Source organism: Sulfidibacter corallicola, from assembly GCF_017498545.1.
Classification (GTDB): Bacteria; Acidobacteriota; Holophagae; order Acanthopleuribacterales; family Acanthopleuribacteraceae; genus Sulfidibacter; species Sulfidibacter corallicola.
Map to the genome: position 1 here is coordinate 9,549,759 of NZ_CP071793.1, position 20,260 is coordinate 9,570,018.

Below are 20,260 nucleotides of genomic sequence, written 5' to 3' on the forward strand. Positions count from 1 at the left end.
GAACTTTTCGGTGCGAACCAAGGACCCCCGCAAGCAAGGCGGTGGGCCTAATCCTTGGTGAGTTAACGCCACTGGCCCCAACGAAGCGGATACATCCGGGACCCCTCGACGTAGCTCAGAAGAAGCGTTGTGCCGCTGATGGCTTCGGTCGCCACCTTCGTTGCCGTGCCGCACCAAGCACGGGGGCTTACCACCTCAGATGAACCACCCGGCCATCGTCCCTCCCACGGCCGGCTCTGGAGCGCGACTCAGGGGTCGCCTACAAGCCCACTCAGGTCCCGAACCAAAACCAGCCGTGGCTGCCGGCGACCGCCCCCGCCACCGTAAGCAGGCTGATACTCAACAAGAACACGTGCATCCGGCTGATGATGGCCATGGTTCCCTCGGGGTCTCGCTTGGCCCGCTCCTCGAACCAGCGATGCAGGATCAGGGGCTCGAGCACGAACAGCATGAGGGTGAAAACCAACCAGACCAGGATCATGGCGTGGAGCCACCAGTGTGCCGGAGACAGCAGACGGTTCCAGCCATCCATCACCCACAGCATGTAGAAACCGGAAAGGCCGGTGACCAGGGTCGTCACGCGGGCCTGCATGGCAAAGCGCGACTCGACCCGCTCGAAAAAGGCGACCTGCTCCTCGACCGAAGCAAAACGGCGCACCGCGGGAATGATGACCGTCGTCACCATGGCCACACCACCGATCCACAAAACAACCCCCAGAACGTGGAGGACACGAGCCAACGCGTATCCGTTCATCGCGCCACCCTCGAACCGGTGTCCGGCATCCGGTGCCCTCTCTCGCCGGATGGAACAGGCTCGTCCACAAACTCGATCACAATCGAACCCGGGTGGTTTTCCCGAAAATCGCGACCCACCATGTAACCGTCTCCCGTTTCATGATGATAAGGGCACTTCCAGAGCCCTTTGCCCACTTCGGCACTACCATATCACGAATCCCACCGATGATTCGGTCCGTCAGGCGCGGACGTACACCTCGGTTTCAAATGAGTCGCGGACAAGCGGGGCGAGAGCCCAGCTCGATTTCGGGAAAAAAACAACGCGAAGCGATTCGATTCGGAGAGCCCGCATTCGCGCAAGAGACGTAAAGCCTGTAGGTTGGCCCGCCGGGCCGACGCCTCGAAGCGACTCAAGCAACAGCAATCAATTGCGCCAAAAAGCGAAGCCGATTATTTCCCCCACGACCCCAATCAAAAGCCGTGAGGTCCAAAGTTCCCGGATCATGAGAGGGGCGTCAGGCCTGTAGGTGGAGCTGCTATTCAAGAGGGTGTGGTTTTGTAACATATTTGATTTGATATACTTGTGTCGATTGAATGAAGTCTGGGAATTCCATTTTGCGACATATATGCGACATCGAGAGTGAAAGTTGAAAACCAGCCAGGTTTTACAGGAAATCGACTAGTTTTACCTTTTGTTTACATAAAGAAAGAGTGTTCAAGGGAACAAAGTCACCAACCTGATTCCCGTTCATCCCAGGGTGGCTTCACTCGCTGGGGATTTAAGGGCGTCATCCGTCCAGGTGCGACCTTCTTCTGTGCTGATCCAGGCAGGCCTGCCTTACCAAATTGAGAATCCTAGCCCAACCGAGGCGACAACTATCCTGACACATAGGGCAGCCGACATGCGACAACTTTGTTGACAAGCAACGCGGCCACCCGAGGGAGGAACCCAGTGCGTTAACAGCGTACGCTGGGATCTGCGCGGGGGGGGTGCTCCGAGATGGGCATTCCTACCGCGACCGTTCATTCATCAAAGGGACATTCCAGGCGCAGACCTGGTTCGATTGGCTAAATGCGGGAAATGAGGCTTCAGTTTAACATTGATATCGTGTAGATTGAGGCTATTACAGCTTGTGGTCGTTTTTCAAAAATTGGCTATTTGGAGTTTCCTGATGCACGAAGCAAATCGAGATGTTTTTTTGAGAATATCATTTTGAGTCACACAATATTGTTGTATATAGGGTAGCTCTGAATTAACACTGTCGCTTCTATTACCAATTTTCTCATATCATTAAAGCATAAGTTCTTTTTATGTGTGTCGAAAATTTAAAAAAATATAATCAAAGAATAATTTGATCTTCTTCAGGCGCTGTTTCGTGCAGAACAGGTTTTTCAACATTTCTAACGCGGAATAAATCAAAGCTTTCTCGCCATTCAAGAGCTTCAAGTCCTAGACCCATGTATTGGGATCGACCATACAGCACTGGGCTGGACCAGTCACCAGCATATCCCCGCTCCGAATCAATATACAACTCAGCACGCCCTTGGCGAACTGCTTGGTCGACGCGGTTACCGTATTTTATTATACTTTTATAAAATCTTCTACTAAAGACTGTTGCAGCCCAAATCGTAATTTCATGATTGGTTGCAACAACCAAGGGCGCGCCAGCTTCTATTAGCCCGTGGGCCATATTAACTAGAGAATCACCTTGGGTTTCATTTAAGGTTATTTTATTTTTGGAGATTGATTCTCTCGCAGTGTTGCATGCATTCAGATAACAAAAGCCAATGCTTTGACTCACGGCTAGTGTAGCCAGTGTTCGAATCGAGAGAAGACCAGTGTCTCTGCTTGATCGTCCCCATGTTAAAAGATAGCTTTCAATAATATCTTTGGAGTTGAAGTGTCCATGACCTGTAAAGTGCCATATATCTACTCCCTCGAAAAGGCAATCCTTGATGTTATCTAGCGTAGCTTCTTCTTGGTACAAAGAAGTGAAATTAATACTATCTCCATATCCTTGTAGTATCTCGCATAGGTTTTGATGCTCTTCATGTATGCCACTTTCCCCGAAAAGAGGATCGACACAAACTGCCAATACTCTTAGCTTTTTTCTTTCTCTTTGTGGAATATTTGCTGGTCGAGCAACAAAAGGATGGCGCACGAAGTTGTGTCTGAATCCGATATATTCCTTGCGATAATGCATAAGCTCCCATTGGATTGCATTTAACTTTGCCTTTCCAAGCATTAATCTAATATCAAGCTGGCCTTCTAAAGAACCGCCGATGGTTCGATTAAATAGAGTTAAGATGTCTCCTTTAATAATTCCGCTAAACAGGCGGATTCCGAAGTTTATCATTTCTTCTTTTAAATTGCATAAATCTGGTTTTTTATGGCTTTCTCTAAGCTGCTCTGATTTATTTATCATTTCTTCAAGAAAAACGTTTGGTACTTGGATTGTTGCTTCGCCGAAGTTTGACTCTGCTAATATGACTGATTCCTTTTCAGATGGAACTATTTTTATTTCAAAAAGCGCCAATAATGACCACCTTTAACCATGTGTTAATCACCTTTTTTTGAATAAAACAATCCACGAGAGTAAAGCACAGGGGCAAACCAGTCGGACGGAAGAAGAGTGTCGTTGTGAGCAAAAAGCTCGAGCCGCGCCTGGCGCATTGCGCGTGCAATACTCTGACCTTGTTGAAGCAACCCAATATAAAGCCTACGCGAAAGCATCTCTGTTGCTATTTTTGATACAGGATGAGACATTCCAACTACACACGGTATTCCAGTTTTGATTAGTGCATGGGCTGTACTAAAGTAGTCGCCATTAAGAATAACCTCTTCTTGGACACTCTGATAATCAAAAGCTTGATCTGATCGGCATGCACCTAAGATTGCCAGCTTCATTGGATTTGCTCTACAGAAGCTTTGTAGCATTTCAGAAGATAGTCTGTTAGGGCCCTTTCCTGATTCACCATCAACTACAAAGTAACTTTTTATGTTTTTGCTTTGATTTTCATAGCGTCCATGCGCTAGCATATGTAATATATCGGTTCCGGCAAATATTCGACTAGCAATTTTAGTCACGGTCGCATCTGGAGTAACTAATAAGTTAAAAGCATCTTTTTTGTCCGGCGGAATCCCTGCGCAAACAGCATCAATTTGACCCCTGATATAAATGTCGCTGTTTGGATTTGCCCCAACAAAAAGAACAGATAGGTTGTCCATGTTTCTTGCTTGCTGCTTTACCGGTTGAAGAGAAAAAGGGTGCCGGTAGAGATCGTAGACATGGCACAAAAATGCCCCATCAGCGTAAAAAAGCTCCCACGGAACAATGTTTAAAAAATCTGTCGATACAACTAACCTAATATTTACATCGCAATTAAACCTGATAGCTTGTCCAATAGCTACATTTAACGAATCTTCTATTTCATCTTTGAACACAACAGAATAAAGATACTCACCAAGATGTTTTAAATAAAACTTAAGCCGTTTTCTGTAATTTCTATTTAGCTTGCCTTCTTCGTCTCTCTGTATTGCCTGTTCTATTCTTTTGTGTAGCTTAAGTGATCTCTTGATAATTTTCTCAGATTGAAAAATGCTGATTAGCCTATAAGCCTCGCCGCTGAGCCCCGTGGAAACAACCATAATTTGGTTATTTAGGTAGCGTAGCTGAAGGGAGACTTCCAAAGCGTTCGGGCTCTTGAGAGAAATGTTCTCTTTCAACGGTCTGCACACTCACATAACTTGTTGAGTTGCTGTTGAGTTAAAAGTGAAGCTAATGTAAACACAGGAAGCCCGCCATACACACTAGATAAAAGATCACCCAACGCTGCAACAATTTCAACTGATCGAATGTTGGGGTTTTCGTTTATAAAATCACAATAGTTTCCTTCTGAGCATATTAACTTTTTTATAGTCTCTATGCGTTCACCTAGCCAACTTTTGCCTTTATCTTCGGGATCTGTTTTATTATCTAGTGTTCCTAGCTGTTGGGCCAGCTCGATATACAAATCCACTTCTTCTAAGTCTAACAACCTGTTGATTTCAGCTTCTTCCTGGCTGGATAATCCTCGAATACTTAATCTCGACATAAAACTCACTCCCTTTCAAAGGCTGCATTGTCATCTTTCACCAAAATCAAAACAGTCACGGTACTGGATGCAAGAACGTACCTAGCTTCAGGTGAATTTAACTTCTCTCTATATCGACCATTTTTTCTTGCTCTTTAGCATTTGATTTTTTTTGCGAATAGACTGACCTGAGCAAAAATGCAAGGAGCTGCAAAAATCACTTCCACGAAGAGAGCAGGGCCCTGGTTTCCTCATGAATTAAGTACAGCGTGTTTCGGAAGTCTTCGTTTGTTGAGCCCAATAGACATTCGAACTCGAACATTTTGGGTAATGGCCGCATCTTGCTTATTCCACGTTTCTTTTGTCTTCATCCCGCAACAGTAGCCAACACTTCTATCGGATGCCCCCATTTTCAGTTTTCCGGCGACCCATCATCACTCACAAACCCGTCAAACACTTTTGCGTACCTCGCAAATTTCCCTAAAACGATACGAGAAATGACCTTGAAAAGGCGCGGTATACAACCCAAGCATCGTAATGCCAAGGGATGCACATCTAGAAAGCGATCACCGCCTGGGCAAGAATGCTGGGTAGGAGGTGAAGACCATGGATGAGACTCATGAGACGACTACTCGCGCTTCCAAAGCAGGGGCTTGGGAAGCTCACATTCGCGCCTGGGAGGTGTCGGGGCTTTCGCAAGTCGCCTTTTGCCGCGAACACGGCCTGAAACACGCGACCTTCATGTATTGGCACCAAAAGTTCCCTGGCAGCCCCAAGCCGGATCGGGGTTTGAGATTGGTTCCGCTACAAGAAAAACCCCGACGGAAAAGGCATTGCATCAACCCAATCGGCCTGTATCTTGTGACACATTGAATTCCAAACGGCAAGGAACTACAATCAACCCGTCGCGCCCGGCAACCCGTCACAGCCTTGCTGTAGATGATGCAACACCGGTGGTTGGGCGTGGCGTTTCCTTTAAATCATTGCACCACAGCCGTGATCCCTTTTTCCATTGATTGAAGCGAGGCTTAGATGTCGCTTTCCCTGTTTTTGCTTTGGATAACCTCTGTGAACAATGATGGCATCACCGTTGATCGGTGGGTCGATGAACAGGCGGGGCTCGAGGCCGTGATCATCACGATTCCTACGAACCAAAACCACGGCTTCGGTGTGATCGATGTCCCCAACAAGTCGCCAGGCGACGACATTCTCTCTTACTGGCAGCCTGACCGCTACTCCCTGATGATCAACGGCGGTTACTTCGAAGATGACTTTTCGCCGACGGGCCTTTGTCGTATCGATGGGAAGGTGATCAATTCCTCGATCGACCCCAAGCTTTCCGGTTTCCTTGCAATCGATGGGCAGGGCAAGTTGGCCTTGCTCACGAAACACGACCAACGGGATGCCTTCCCTACCGTTCTTCAGTCAGGGCCATATGTCATCGATCCTGGTGGGAGAATAGGCATTCATTCCCGGTCCGGTGCCGCGGCGCGCCGAACGTTGGTCGGAGTTACAAATGATGGTGACATCATGATCATCGTGACTGAGCCGATCTATTTGTACGATCTTGCGGTTTTGGTTTCGAATCGGCTGCCAAAGATCGAGCGGCTATTGAATCTCGACGGAGGTCCCTCGACAGCTTTGGCGGTGGAAGGGCAGGTTGTTCGGAATCGGTGGCCCGTTCGGAATTACGTTTTCAAAGGTGATTGATCTGGTAGAGGGTCGCATGTTGCATTCATTGCTGGCTCTATTTTCGGCTTGCGCCACTTTCGGCGGATCGAAATCGAGAAAATGGGCTTTCTCCTGCGTGTCATCCCACATCTTTGTCAAATAAGCCCATGCCCGAGTACCCGATCAGGAGAAGGTGATCAAAAAGGGCGGTAGTCCCGACACGGCCTCCCTGTATCCAGTAGGTAGACATGGAGAGCCCTTGGTTCTCACCATCTACCTCCGGAGGCTCCCATTGAACACCGATTTCCTCGATGCCTTTCACCAAGCCGCCGCCAAGACCAAAACCCCCGAGGCCTACCAATCCCTGAAACGCGACACCTTTCACAAGATCCGCCAGGCGATCTTCGATGATGAACATCTGATGAACGAGCGTGAGGTCGCCAAGTTCTTTCGAGCCTTCACAGTCCGCGGCCTGCAAGCCATGCGCGGCAAAGGCAGCGGTCCGCGGTATCTCAAATTTGGCAACTCCCGGAACGCGCGGGTCTTTTACAAAGTGAAGGATGTTCGCGACTTCATCGACCGGCACTATCAGGACAAAATCTGGTTTGAGCAGACATCCTGATGCTTCAAGGTGGCGCCTGGTCTCGAATTTTGTTCGCTTCGAAAATTCTCACCTAACCGGCCACGGATATGTCTCCGACCTCCATCCCGTATGGATCCTACATTGTGTTAGGAAGAGCGTTTAAAGTGCTGCGCAGGTTTTATTTTTCTTAAGAATTCACCCTATTGTGCTGGCCAAAATTTTCAGATTACAATCCAGCCACGACGAAGTGATGAAGTCGTTTTGACAATAAGAACCAGTGATTAACCAAGAATATGACCGAGGTAGTGCGAGGATCCCTCAGCTCTGGGTGCGCACGAACCAGGGCATCACAGCTCCTTATTGGTCAAAATGACGCAAAAACAATCGCCCTATATCGAGGTGTCCTTTGAATTACCGCCAACTTACCAAAAAACAAAGACGTCTTCTTCAAGCCATCCACCGTCTCAACCATGGAACGCTTGAAGGTGTGAAAATCAAGCAAGGCGAACCGATGATCGATGGCCCAGCGCTTGGAACCCGCACCGTGAAATTGGGTCTTGGCCTCCCCGAACAGCGCCACCTACCTCACGATTTCAGGCTCAAACGCCAGCATCTGTTTCTGATCTCGTATCTCAGAGACATACAAAACGGGAAGATCTCCATCAATGTTCAGGATGGTCTGCCCATCCATATATCCCATCCCGTAAGATGCGCCTAATTTACCTCTAGATTCGCCTTTTTTGACTTTCACGCTTTCGTGCCCCCGTAAACCATCACCGATCACTCTCACCATGGAACGACTCAATGCTTTCATCTTTCCCCACTAAGTCCCTCACTTTTGCCGACCTGATCGACCAGATCCAACAGTTGAACCAAGGCATGTTGATCAATCTGGAAATCAGGGATGGCCAGCCATACATCGGCGAGTCAACACGATGGATTCGCCGATACCCCTGTCACTCCAACTCGTCCAAACCAGCCAAAACCAGCCCTTCGGCCGCAAACGCACTCGCTGATCTCTGCAACCTCATCATTAGCTCGAAGGTTTCGGTGATCGACAAAATCGAAATCCAACGCGGTTTACCGACCCACGTTCACTACCGAACATTCGTGTAACACACCTGTTCCCAAGCCCAACGCTCTTTGAAACATAGCTTCTAGCACCAGACAGCATACTGACCGATAAGCGGAGGTTGTTGTGGGTGTCGTCAAACGACGAACCACGGCATCACTCCGCATTTTTTTGGCATTCGTCTTCGGCACCCACAGCAACCCCCGCATGCAGGGGGATCCATTGAACCAGACCCAGACCACACCGACCGCCGACGACATTGCCCACGACCCAAAAATCAAACGCATGGTCAACGTCAAGGCGCACCAACTCAAGCGCCGAGCCGAATTCGCGCGGGACGACCACGACGACATCGTCCAAGAACTCTACCTTGATCTATTGACCCGTTTGCCGAAGTTCGATCCCGACAAGGCAAGCCTCGCCACATTCGTGTCGCGGGTCGTCGACCACAAGGTCTGCAACCTCATCGATCGCCGCAAGTGCCTGAAGCGCGAGTACGTCCACGACGTGGTCTCCACCGAGGACTCGCAACCCGACCGAGCGGGCAACTTCACTCGGAACGAGGACAACCTCGCCACCGATTCACTCGCCAGGCCGGTGAGCCGCGCGACGACTCCGGACCATCCCGCGGACGTCCGCGTGGACGTTCGCCGCGTGATGGCGTCGTTGACGCCCCGACAACGGCGGATCGTCGACAGGTTACCCGACCATACCAAGGTAGAGATCAGCCGTGACCTGGGCGTCCCCCGCGCGACGATTTACGACGACATCGCTCGGATTCGCAACGCGTTCATGCGGTTTGGTCTTGATCGGTATGCCGAGCGAAATCCCGAGGCGACGCCCAAGAAAGTGACCACCACACCGGCCACCCCCTTTGCTGAGCCGGCCAAGACGACTACCGCCAATCCGGCCAGCACAATCCGTACGGACAACGACCACAACACACCGTCCGACGGCAACCAAACCGTATCCGGGAACACCTCTGTGCCCCTTTCCAGGAAGCGCAATAGGCCGGCGTTCACCCAGGCGCTCGCGGAACACCAAGCTCGCCAACAAAGAAACCAACCCAACTCGAAAGGAGAAGCGACCCATGACGCAACAGGAAAACCTGCCACGCCCTCGGTTTCGACGACACCGGCCGACCCGTGCGACGTGGCTTCTCATGTCGATCAACCACCGCTCACAAGCCTGGCTCCCTCGAAACAACCCACTAGGGCCGAACCGGAATCCTCACCTTCACCGTTCGCGCCCATGCCTGAACACGAAAGCGCTTCCATCAGACACTCGTCATCGGGAGGATCACCCATGAGCCAACTCACGACAACGACCTATTCCATGTGGCGGAAGTTCCTGACCTGCCAACGCGCGTTCGAATGGCGCTACCTTCGCGAACTGGTCCCGATCGACCGACCGCAGGTGCTCGGGTTTGGCTCGCTGATCCACGACTGCCTGGAAAAGTGGCACGGCAACGGTGACCTGGACGATGTGTTGCGCCACATCACCGCCGCCATCCCAGATAAAGAAGCGAACCCAAACCGCAAGCGAGATTCCCAACTCGCGATGGCGATGATGCAAGGCTACGCGGCGCGATACTCAACCGAGGACTTTGAAGTCGTCGGCCTTGAAGTCCCGTTCAGTTGGCCGATCTTTAACCCGGCCTCCGGACAACCGCATCCCACGTTGACCATGTCCGGGAAGATCGACGGCATCGTCCGCCGACAAGACGGCTATTACCTCTTGGAACACAAAACGGCGGCCAGCATCGATGGCACCTACCTGGCCAAGCTCTGGAATGACTTCCAAATCATTATATATAGCTACCACGCGGAGAAGGCCTTGGGCCTGCCGATCAAGGGCGTCATCTACAACGTTTTGGCCAAGGCCAAATTGCAACAACGACGCGGGGAAACCGAGGACGCGTTCGAAGAACGGCGCGCGGTCCTGATCGCGCGATCGAAGACCGGCCGCACTTCCGCCAAGCGAAAGCTACCGGAACCCGACGACGAGTTCCAGTCCCGCCTGACGGACAAGTACCTCACCGATCCCGCGATGTTCCACCGTGAGGAACTCCTGGTCTCGCGCGAACAGTTCCGCGAATTGGAACACGAACTCTGGCAATTGACCCAGGCCTACAAGGAAGCCGTGCATCGCGGGTTCTTCATCCCCAACCGCACCAGTTGCTACACCTACGGTCGACCCTGCGCCTACCTGCCGCTTTGTCGGTCGGGTGGTAGCCAGGCGGTCGCCGGCAACCTGTTCGTGCGGTGCGAGCCTCACGAGGAGCTGGCGCCAGCGAAACCGGTTTTTTGACCCGACACTTCGAGCCGCTTTGCTTTAGGTAGAACAGGAAAGCGGTTGGGCCACACCGGCTTTACCGCGAAACACGTTCAACAATTGGAGTTAGCTTTGATCCTACCCAAATCGAAAACACCCGCCAAAACCGACCTCAGCTCTTTTTCGGTGATGCTCTACGGTGGCGCCAAAATCGGCAAATCGGAGTTCTGCAGCCAGGCACCGAGCGCCCTGTTCCTCGCCACCGAACCCGGCCTGAACGCCCTGGAAACATTCCAAGTGCCCATCCACAAATGGGAAGACTTGCTCGAGGCGTGCGCCGAACTCGCGAAGGGCGAGCACACGTTTCAAACCATCATCGTCGATACCATTGACCTCGCGTACCGGCATTGCCTGGAATACGTGTGTGCCAAACACAAAATGGAACACCCCGCCGACCTCGGTTACGGCAAGGGCTATGCCCTAGTGGACAACGAGTTCACGCGAGTCATGACCAAGATGGCAGGCATGCCCTACGGCCTGATTTTGGTATCGCACTCGAAGACGATCGACATCGAAACCCGCACCGGGAAGGTCCAGAAGGTCGTGCCGACCTTGCCAGACAAGGCCCGAAAGTTCGTGCTGGGCTTGGTCGACTTGATCTTGTTCTGCGACCTCAAGACCCAAGTCGTTGACGGGAAGCCCGTTCAAAAGCGCGTGATCCACACCAAGCCATCCGCCCACTTCGAAGCCGGTGACCGCACCAAGCGGTTGCCCGCCGTGTTGCCTCTGAACTTCCCGGCCTTCCAGGCGGCCTTCGAGCACGCCCAGCAGGAAGCCAAGACCGAGAAACATAGCCAAGACGCCGTGACCGCGAAACCTTAAGGAGACTTCACCATGACCATGGAAGACAATTTCGAAAACGAAATCGACCTGAGTTCAATGGACGACGACTTCGTCCGCGCCGAGAAAAAGGAATCCAAAAGCTTTGAAGACCTCCCCGAAGGGAAGTACCAGGTTCGTGTCGCCAAAGTCGAGTTGACCAAAGCGAAGACGACCGGCAACCCGATGATCAAATGGGAACTGCTCGTGCTCTCCGGCAAGTACCGGAACCGCCGCATCTGGCGAAACTCGGTGCTCACGGCCAACACGATGAGCTACATCAAAACCGATCTGGCCATTTGCGGGTTGGAGCTGGCCAAGCTCAGCGACTTGCCCTTGCGGCTCGCCGACCTGCTGGACGTCGATCTCGAAATCTTCCTGAAAGTGAAGGCCGACAGCACCAACGTGTACTTCAACAAACGCCTCGAAGGTCTCGACACCGCCGCCGACTCCGCACCCACGGGCAAAGACGATATCCCTTTCTGAGTCCGGCCAACCGGTCATCGTGATCGACACCAGGGAAAAGCAACCGTATGCGTTCGACTCCGAGCGGGTGGGCATGGTGCGCCGTGCCCTGCCCGCTGGGGATTACTCCCTGGCCGGTCACGAAACCGAGGTGGCGGTCGAGCGCAAGTCCCTGGCTGACTTGCTCGGCACCTTGACCCGCGGGCGGCGTCGGTTCAAGGCGGAGCTTAAGCGACTGGCCACCTATCGATTCGCGGCCGTCGTGGTGGAGGCCAACTTCCGCGACGCGTTAACCGGCAACTACAACAGCCAACTGAAACCCAACGCGCTCATTGGGTCGGTCATGTCGATCACGCTCGATCACGGGATTCCGGTGTTCTGGCTCGGCGACCGCCAGGCCGCAGTGGCGTTCACAGAATGGTACCTCGCACGGTGCCACGAAATCTTGAAACGAGAAGGAACAAGTAATGAGTGAACTCAAGCAAATTGACGGGTTCGTCGAGAAGGTGTTCTTTTGCTCGCCGACGTTTTCGGCCGGCAAGCTGGCCACCGACAAAGGACTGGTTAGCTTCGCGGGAAAGGTATTCGCCGAACAGGGCAAGCACCTGACCTTGAAAGGTCGGTGGACCCGCCACGATAAGTACGGTTGGCAATTCAAGGTGGTCGACGTCGGTGGCAGCACCGAGCTTGACCCGAAAGGCCTGGCGCATTTCCTTGCCTGCCATCCCGACATCAAGGGGATCGGCCCGGTCAAGGCTCAGTTGATAGCCGATACCTTCGGCACCGACTTCGGAGATGTCCTTACCAATGAACCGGAACGCATCGCCGAGGCCGGGATGGTTTCGATGGAAACCGTCGACCACTTGCGCGAGGTCTGGAAGAAACACGCCGATCATGTCGGCACGTTGACGTGGTTGTCCTCGTTCGGTCTGACCCACCATCAATGCAAGACGTTGATGGAAATACATGGGAACAACGTGCGTGAATTATTGGAGAAAGATCCATATCAACTCATTGAAAAGGTCGAGGGCATGGGCTTCAAACGGGTGGATGCCGTGGCCCAAGCCATGGGCATTCAAAAGCGTCACGAAGGTCGGATTCGTGCAGGTCTCAAGGACTGCGTCAAGTCCGCACTGGCGCAGGGGCACACCTGGACAGATGCAGGCGACCTCATTCACGATGCGAATGAATTGCTGGCCATGGATGAGTTGGATAGCAAGGACGTCATCACGTCGGCGCTAAAGAAATCCCTTCAAAACAAGGAGTTCACCACTTTTCCCAAAGGAAAGCGTCTGCTGGTTTCCAAGCCTTCGATTCACGAAATGGAAACCGAGTTGGCCGAGATCTTTAATGACCACGGTACGAACGAGTTGGTCGAAGACGCTGATTACCTTCGCACCGACGTCTGCGACATAGCCCCTACCCTGGAACCAGAGCAGGCCGAGGCCGTCGTTTCTGCTTTGATAAACCGGATCTCGCTGATCTCTGGTGGGGCGGGTTCGGGCAAAACCTTCACGATCAATGTGCTGGTCAAGATGATCAAAGACCTTGGGAGAACAGTTGCACTCACGGCCCCAACGGGCAAAGCATCCCAGCGGATGACCGAGATGATCGGGCTTCCCGCAAAAACCATTCACAGATTGCTCGAATACGACGGTGTTGAGTTTCGTGTGGGACCGGACAACCCAATATATGCTGATTGGGTCATCGTCGACGAAGTCTCGATGGTGGACGTGGCTCTTGCCTGGCGGCTTTTTCAGGCCATCGACCTCGACCGCACCTCGGTCGTGTTGGTTGGTGATCACAACCAACTCGAGCCGGTTGGCCCGGGCAATCTTCTCCGCGACTTAATCCATGCGAAATCGTTCCCCAAGGTGATTCTGAAAACCTGCAAACGCCAAGCGGGTTTGTTACGGGAAAACAGTTTGGCGATTCTTGACGGAAAAGTTCCGCCCACGCCTGAATCTAATGACTCCGACGAACTTCATCCCTGGTATGTGATCGGAGGTTTCCCGGACTCGGCCAAATGCCGGGATTACCTCGAAAAGTTGTATCGAGAGGTGTTGTCCGAGCGATTTGGGTTCGACCTGGCTGCAGACGTTCAGGTAGCCAGTCCAACTCACAAGGGGCCGTTGGGCACCCGCGAAATCAACATTGCCTTGCAACGTTTGGTTCACCAAAAGTGCCATGGCCAGACGATTCCCAAGGTACCGGAAAACCGGAGACCGCCTATCTACAAATGGGACAAGGTCATCATGACCAAAAACAACTACGACTTGGACGTGATGAACGGAACGATCGGGTCGGTGCTTCAAGACAACCCCGAATACATTATCGATTTCGAGGGGAAAGAAGTCACCTTGGCCCGCAATTCACCCATTTTGTCGGACATCGAACTGGCTTATTGCCTGACGATTCACAAGTTGCAGGGTTCCGAGACGAAGTGCGTCATTGTGATTTGCCATAAGAAGCATGCATTCCAACTCAACCGGAACCTTTTGTACACCGGCGTAACTCGAGCCAAACAGGTCGCCTTCATCCTGGGTGACGCATATGGGATTGATCAGGCAGCCAAAAAACAAACGACCCATGTACGACGGACCCATCTTTCCCTGATGGTGAGCTGAGAAAGGACGACGGAATGAAACATCCAACCATCGAAGCCTACTACGACAACATCACCGCGGCAGACATCGGGAAGGTGGCCGACCGATTGCTTCCCAGTCGCATCAAAAACAGGACGGCGCGTGTATTGGAATGCGACTGTCCCCACCACAAGTCCCAGTCCGGAACCAGCTTTCACGTCATTCTCGACAAGCAAATGTTCTATTGCCATGGCTGCCGTGTCGGCGGGGACGTCCTTCATATGGTCGAGTTCGTGCAATCCGGCCAGGTAACGACGAACACGCGGGGCCCAATGCCTGAAAGTCACCGGGCCGCGCGCGACTACCTTGCTGATTTTCTGGGAATGCGGCCGCTTTCGGGATTCGGCGGGTACGGCGACGACATCCGCGAAGTGGAGGAGCGCCGGCGGGAACGCGACCTGTGCCATGCGATCCGGGATGCGGCGGCAGACTACTACCACATCTGCCTATTGAAGCGGCCCGAGGTGTTGGCGTGGCTGTTTAAGAACTACAGCATTTCCTTGGAAACGGTGAAGGAATTGAAGATCGGGTACACCGACATCGAGCCAGAAGGGCTTCCACCCATTGAAGTATGGTTGCGATCCAAGGAATTCTATCGGGACCAGATGTTCCTGACCGGCTTGTTCCACAAGACCAAACGCGACGACATCTTCCCCTTGTTCCGAAACCGGTTGTTCTTTCCGTATTGGTCGCAGGCCCACGTCGTTTTCGGCATCGCCCGCAAGACGCCCTGGACTCCCCACAACCAGTTCGAAAACGCGAAATACAAGAAGTTGCTGGTCCACGATCCGGAGCGCCGGCCGTGGGTCTCGAAGTCGGTCACCAACTCGATGTTGTTCAATGAGGATGTGCTGTCCACCAACACCGATTGGGTGGTGATCACCGAGGGAATCACCGACGCGATAGCGTTGATGGAGCGTGGTATTCCGGTAATCTCGCCCGTAACGGTTCGGCTCAAGCGGGATGACTGGAAGCGTGTCCTTCCGAAATTGGAGCGGATGAAGACCGTCTACATCTGCCAGGACAACGAAATCAGCCAGGTCGGTCTAAAAGGCGCTTTGGATTCCGCACACATGCTGGCCGAAGCCGGGATCACTTGCAAAATCATGTCCTTGCCATTGGGGCAGTACCAGCAAGAGGCACGGACCGCTTTGGAAAAACGGTTTGGCATTGAACCCCATCCCGATGGAAAGGTGATTGATGCCAAGCTTGACGGACTATCTGAGGAACAGAGAAATGAAGCGCGCGAGTTGATCGGTCGTGCCAAGACCGATGTCAACGAATGGTTCAATCAAGGTGCAACCACCGACGCGTTTCTCGCGCTTCGCGAATCAGCGAAGACTGCCGTCGAGTGGGAAATCACCTCTCTGGATTGGCCTGAAGCGGATGAAGCCCGAATCGAGGTTTTGAAACCGATTTTGAAAAAGATTGCACCCATGCCTCAAATCATTCAGGACAGGCACCTCGTCATGATCAAGGATTTGTACGGTATGAAACTGGGTGGTTTAAAAGACCTGCTCAAAGATGCGCGCAAGGAATGGAGGCGAGAGGATCGAAAACGGGCACTCGTCAAAAAATTTGGTGAGGTCGACAAGAACGACCCGACCTCGTGTGAGGAGCTAATCGACAAGGAGATCGGAAGATACCACTTGGCGCAAATGAAGCCGGCGTATAACAAGATCGCGGTCAAGGCCTGCGATTGGTTCGTGGAAAACGGCGCGGTCTTCCTGCACACCAGCCAAGGAAGGCCCTACATGTTCTGGAAAAACCAGCTCTTGTGGATGGATGCCTCGGGCAGTCAAAAACGGCGCTACCTCGCAGCGCTGTTCAAACAAACGGGCCGGTCAACCTGCGATCCCATGGGAAGGGAATTGTGTGAGGTCATGGCCAATACCGCAGTCAACGATGGCCGACAGCAGGATGTGACCACTTGGATTCATACGGATACCAAGAACCATGTCATCCATTTCAACCTGAATAATGAGGAAGGCCAAATCGCACGAATCTCCCCGAACGGGGTGACGGTGGTCCAAAACGGCACCAACCCAGAACAGGTCGTTCTGGGTGGAGCCAACAAAATCAAACCGATCCACTTTCAGACGGGCATCAGCCTTGAAGTGGTGGAGGACTTGACCACGGAGTTGCTCTCCAATCCGCTTGCTTGCGATTTGGTGGACCGGTACTTGATCACAAGCTGGATCGGTTGCTTCTTGCTGTTGGATTTCTCGGGCACCAAGCCGATCGTTCGGTTCGAGGGCGGCGAGGGCTGCGGGAAGACGACCGCGACGAAGCTGCTCACCACGTTACTTTTCGGGGAAACCCAGCAAAAGAACGGTACGGTGGCGGCCAACTACACGGACAGCTCCAAGAATCCGCTAGTGGTGCTCGACAACATCGAAGTCAAAAACGTCAGCAAGGATTTGTCCGACTTCCTATTGTGTGCGTCGACCGGCGTGGTCCGGGAAAAGCGAGCGAACGGGACTGACACCGAAACCGTAATGGAGCGACCCCGAAGCCTGTTGTGCATGACGGGAATTGAATCTCTAGGCGCTGGGCTCCCAGAACTGACGAGCCGGATGTTTACCATCCTGTTCTGGAAGTCCAATAACCGTGTAAAAAGCTTCGAGGAAGAAGAGAAGGAACGGATCGAAGGTCACGTACCCCTGAGCCCAGAGGAAGAAGGCCAAAGCGACCAACCGGTGTTCTTGGAAAGTTCGATTCTCCAAAAGATCGAGGAACATCGCGACGAGATACTATCTCTGATCATGCTAAAAACCCAAACGGTACTCGGCTGGATCCAGGATGGACATCTCAAAAAGGCGATGGACTTGATGAAACGGACGTTCAGGGACCATGAGAAGGCACGCGCGACGGACTTCCTCGCGCTGATGTACTTGTTCAGCCTTGCCGAAGGCGGGGAGCAACCTGCCCCGGACCTCGAAGAACTCAATCCGGTGTTGGTGGCCTGCGTGAACGCCCTGAATGAAACCAGCAATGAGGCGGCGCGGGAGTCCGAACCGATCGTGACGGCACTCAACGGTTTGTTCAATGCGAGCCAGCGAGCCCGTGATGCAGACGAATCACCCAATGGTCGCGGGACGGCAGTTGTTGACTTTCAAATGAAGTATGGTCTGGTGGTCGAAGATGGAAAGGTCTTGACGGCAACCGGCCAAACCCTGTTCACCGGACTAACGAAGTATTGCAAGGACATGGGCCTTGCGTTTCCGTATACGAACACGACCCAATTCGGCCAGCGAATGTTCCATTCGAGAAAGTTGATTCGAGATGCCGGGTTTGTGGTGACTTCGAAGGTGGGCGGAGGACGGCGGCGGACGTATTCGATTCTGCAAGAGGAGAGCTGATCAAAATTCAGGTTCATGATCGTCATTCTCGGTCAGCCATTCGAACTGAATGGACATATTCTTGCCACTTTTTGGGGCTGAATTGTACTGCCCCGTTTTCCAATGCCCAGCTTTTTAATTCTGGGTCCATTATTGCCCAACGGATATTTACACCTTTTAGGTTCAGGGATTCATTCCAGGTCACTCCCCTTAAATCTGCTTTCGATAGATCCACTAAGTAGAGGCTTGCTAAGGTTAGATTTGCACCTCGTAAATCACTTTTTGAGAGGTCGCAATCGTCAAACCTAGATTTTGATAGATCGACACATTTCATTTTTGAATCAGATAGGTTACAGCTTGAAAAAATAGACTGCCTCATGCTTGCATTTTCCATTGTAGACCCAATAAAGTCACACTTTTCAAATCTAATTTCATCCAATGTTGAACTCTTTAGATTTGATTGTCCCAAATTCATTTTTTCCCATAGTGAATACGATAAAATTTCCACTCCTCCGAGTAGCGCAATGCCCCTGTATCGAATGAAGTGATCATCTCTAATATTTTGAAAATTAACAGATTCAAGGTTTGCGAATGTCAGAAGGCTCTCCGTGTCAAGCCTTGAAGATATCTTGATCGTGGCTATGATAGATCCGATGCTACGAGCTTTATTATTGTCTTTTATTATTGGTTTTAATGATTTTAAAATGTTATATGGATCAGACTCCGCAAGAAGAACTATCTGCTCTACCGCCACTTCGTCATATGCAACACTGTTTTCTGTCGGTATCGAAGGTTGACTAACTACGGGAGAGTTCAGCAACAAACGAAACTTGGAAGTATTTTCAAATGCGATGTATGCGTTTTGCCGCATGACTTCCATTGTCTGTGATTCGAACAAGCTTGTCTGAGATTCCAGCATTTTGTTTTGCAAACCCAAATATTGAGTCTGTTTATAGATAAAGTAATTTGGAATGATTGCTAATCCTGCACCCAAAATCAGAAACATTGGGACTCTCGCTTTTGCGGCCACAAATGCTATTATGAAATCTTTAATCTCCTGCTTGGGTAATGGCTGCCCGGGTTTGTGCTTTTCAATACTCTCCCACAATGAAATAGCAGTTTTCTGAACAACACGACTTGTCATTAAGCATGTCCATAACTTTGCTGTCTGTTTTGCAAAAAGCCATTTTCGTTTTTTAGACGCATGAACCTTTTGGATATAAAGGTTATTTAACTGCGTCAACCTTTGAATCTCTTTTTCAAGGTTATTTATCCGAGATCTTAGCAAGATGTTCTCGTTGTCTTCCATTATTGCCGCCTGAGTATGGGAAATTGAAGTCGCCGATTAGGTAGCATCTTTGTGATAGGCTACCTGCGACCTTTGACTCTTGCCGGAGGGGGATTACAAAATGAAGATACCCTATATTAAGCACATATCATATTTTTATGGAAGATTATTCCAGGCCCCTTGGAGGCAATCCGGAACGTCTATGTCTCATTTCCTGATCTCTGGAATTTCATAACTTGTCTTCTCAAATCAGCCGGTTTCATCTCTATGGCTTTATCGGTCACAGCACCAATCTTCATATTGTCCTTCAAAAAACACACAAGGCCATATTCCTGTCCATACGGAAACTTGAACACACTCCGATTCTGATACAACTGCTCATGAGTCCAGCCAACCGAAAGAGCCACATTTTCGATTGCCCGGACCTTCGACAAGGCTTCCTCAGTCACCGGCACATGGAACGCGAAATTGCCTTGTTCAGGCCACAAAAAACCAGTTTCCGCGGCAGCCTCACCATCACCAGAACCCTTCCGTTGCGGTCGAGCGACGGCACCGGCCTCAATGAACCGTTCCAAGGTTGGTGGCTGATAATCGCTTGCGCGCACCAGCATCTGTGACCAAGCAGCATCCAAAGTGGCTCGATCGAACTCTGCCTCGGCCTGTGCCTGAACGACTGCGAATGGCGTCAGCATTGCCAGATAGGCGTCCTGCGATATTTGGCCTTCGTTGTAGGCCCGAACGACGGTCTGCATCTTAAGACGGAGCCAGGCGAAATAGTCCGGATCCAAGCGACGGTAGGCGACATCGTTCAACAGCAGGTCCGCACCAAACCGTTCCGGATGGTCGATGGTCGTATACCGCAACCTCGGAGACACGTAAATGGCGGGGCTTGAGGTTTCCTGCAAATTGTCGAGAATTTCAGGATGGTCAGCGGAAGACGACCCGGCACCTTCCTGAGGTGAAACCGTCACAGTGTCGTTGGATGCCGATGGCTCACTCTTGCCAGCCAGGCCTCCGTCACGACGAGGTGCGGCCTGTTCTGAAAGCATGGAGTCGAAAACCGGTCGCACCGGATCGACGTTGGTCCACGTCCCGTGGTTGGCTTTTTCGCCCGCGTTTGGCCCGTGGTTCATTAGTTGCCGGCTCGATTGGCTGAGAATTGACATGGTTTCCCCCTGGTTCCTCGTTTCTCAGGGCTACCTACCGGAACCGGCCTGGAAATGTCGGAGGGGA

16 protein-coding genes are annotated in these 20,260 nt (G+C 51.8%); 9 read left to right on the forward strand and 7 right to left on the reverse strand.

The annotated features are described in order from the left end of the window. Window positions 1-271: 271 nt before the first annotated feature. The 4 genes from J3U87_RS28805 to J3U87_RS28820 all read right to left on the reverse strand — a co-directional run bounded on the left by J3U87_RS28805 (window position 272) and on the right by J3U87_RS28820 (window position 4,830). Window positions 272-754 (reverse strand): hypothetical protein, encoded by a 483-nt coding sequence (locus J3U87_RS28805; RefSeq protein WP_237379248.1) that lies wholly within the window; start codon window positions 752-754, stop codon window positions 272-274. 1,321 nt (window positions 755-2,075) lie between these two features. Next, window positions 2,076-3,272, reverse strand: coding sequence for a CHAT domain-containing protein (locus J3U87_RS28810; RefSeq protein ID WP_237379249.1), 1,197 nt, complete (start codon window positions 3,270-3,272; stop codon window positions 2,076-2,078). Between the two features lie 23 nt (window positions 3,273-3,295). Then, entirely contained in the window at window positions 3,296-4,426 is a 1,131-nt protein-coding gene (locus J3U87_RS28815) for a CHAT domain-containing protein (protein ID WP_237379250.1), read from the reverse strand. A gap of 32 nt (window positions 4,427-4,458) precedes the next feature. Continuing rightward, window positions 4,459-4,830, reverse strand: coding sequence for a hypothetical protein (locus J3U87_RS28820; protein ID WP_237379251.1), 372 nt, complete (start codon window positions 4,828-4,830; stop codon window positions 4,459-4,461). 585 nt (window positions 4,831-5,415) lie between these two features. Between J3U87_RS28820 and tnpA the strand changes: the two genes are divergently transcribed. From tnpA to J3U87_RS28830, 3 genes are all read left to right on the forward strand, one after another. Further along, a complete protein-coding gene (tnpA, locus tag J3U87_RS35410) occupies window positions 5,416-5,682 on the forward strand; it encodes an IS66 family insertion sequence element accessory protein TnpA (RefSeq protein ID WP_420038228.1) in 267 nt (88 codons plus the stop codon). 159 nt (window positions 5,683-5,841) lie between these two features. Next, window positions 5,842-6,519, forward strand: a complete 678-nt coding sequence (locus J3U87_RS28825) for a phosphodiester glycosidase family protein (RefSeq protein ID WP_237379252.1) — start codon at window positions 5,842-5,844, stop codon at window positions 6,517-6,519. 253 nt (window positions 6,520-6,772) lie between these two features. Next, entirely contained in the window at window positions 6,773-7,102 is a 330-nt protein-coding gene (locus J3U87_RS28830; RefSeq protein ID WP_237379253.1) for a hypothetical protein, read from the forward strand. A gap of 541 nt (window positions 7,103-7,643) precedes the next feature. On the opposite strand, the gene J3U87_RS28835 is transcribed toward J3U87_RS28830, so the two are convergent. Continuing rightward, window positions 7,644-7,877 (reverse strand): hypothetical protein, encoded by a 234-nt coding sequence (locus J3U87_RS28835; RefSeq protein WP_237379254.1) that lies wholly within the window; start codon window positions 7,875-7,877, stop codon window positions 7,644-7,646. 384 nt (window positions 7,878-8,261) lie between these two features. On the opposite strand from J3U87_RS28835, the gene J3U87_RS28840 reads away from it, so the two are divergent. From J3U87_RS28840 to J3U87_RS28865, 6 genes are all read left to right on the forward strand, one after another. Further along, window positions 8,262-10,445 carry a sigma-70 family RNA polymerase sigma factor gene (locus tag J3U87_RS28840; protein WP_237379255.1) on the forward strand — a complete coding sequence of 728 codons (2,184 nt, stop codon included), beginning with the start codon at window positions 8,262-8,264 and terminating at the stop codon, window positions 10,443-10,445. A 96-nt stretch (window positions 10,446-10,541) separates the two neighbouring features. Next, window positions 10,542-11,291, forward strand: coding sequence for an ATP-binding protein (locus J3U87_RS28845; protein ID WP_237379256.1), 750 nt, complete (start codon window positions 10,542-10,544; stop codon window positions 11,289-11,291). Window positions 11,292-11,303: 12 nt separating this feature from the next. Continuing rightward, window positions 11,304-11,774 (forward strand): DUF669 domain-containing protein, encoded by a 471-nt coding sequence (locus J3U87_RS28850; RefSeq protein ID WP_237379257.1) that lies wholly within the window; start codon window positions 11,304-11,306, stop codon window positions 11,772-11,774. A gap of 19 nt (window positions 11,775-11,793) precedes the next feature. Continuing rightward, window positions 11,794-12,228: an ERCC4 domain-containing protein gene (locus J3U87_RS28855; RefSeq protein WP_272932431.1), complete on the forward strand. Its 435-nt coding sequence runs from the start codon at window positions 11,794-11,796 to the stop codon at window positions 12,226-12,228. After that, complete coding sequence (gene recD2 / locus J3U87_RS28860) at window positions 12,221-14,380, forward strand: SF1B family DNA helicase RecD2 (protein ID WP_237379259.1); 2,160 nt, start codon at window positions 12,221-12,223, stop codon at window positions 14,378-14,380. The genes J3U87_RS28855 and recD2 overlap by 8 nt, the downstream gene beginning before the upstream one ends. A 14-nt stretch (window positions 14,381-14,394) precedes the next feature. Next, window positions 14,395-17,760 carry a CHC2 zinc finger domain-containing protein gene (locus tag J3U87_RS28865; RefSeq protein ID WP_237379260.1) on the forward strand — a complete coding sequence of 1,122 codons (3,366 nt, stop codon included), beginning with the start codon at window positions 14,395-14,397 and terminating at the stop codon, window positions 17,758-17,760. Between the two features lie 22 nt (window positions 17,761-17,782). Here the strand turns inward: J3U87_RS28865 and J3U87_RS28870 are convergent, their stop codons facing one another. Together J3U87_RS28870 and J3U87_RS28875 are read right to left on the reverse strand one after the other, a co-directional pair. Further along, entirely contained in the window at window positions 17,783-19,048 is a 1,266-nt protein-coding gene (locus J3U87_RS28870; RefSeq protein WP_237379261.1) for a pentapeptide repeat-containing protein, read from the reverse strand. Window positions 19,049-19,227: 179 nt separating this feature from the next. Further along, window positions 19,228-20,193: a hypothetical protein gene (locus J3U87_RS28875; RefSeq protein WP_237379262.1), complete on the reverse strand. Its 966-nt coding sequence runs from the start codon at window positions 20,191-20,193 to the stop codon at window positions 19,228-19,230. Between the last annotated feature and the right edge of the window lie 67 nt (window positions 20,194-20,260).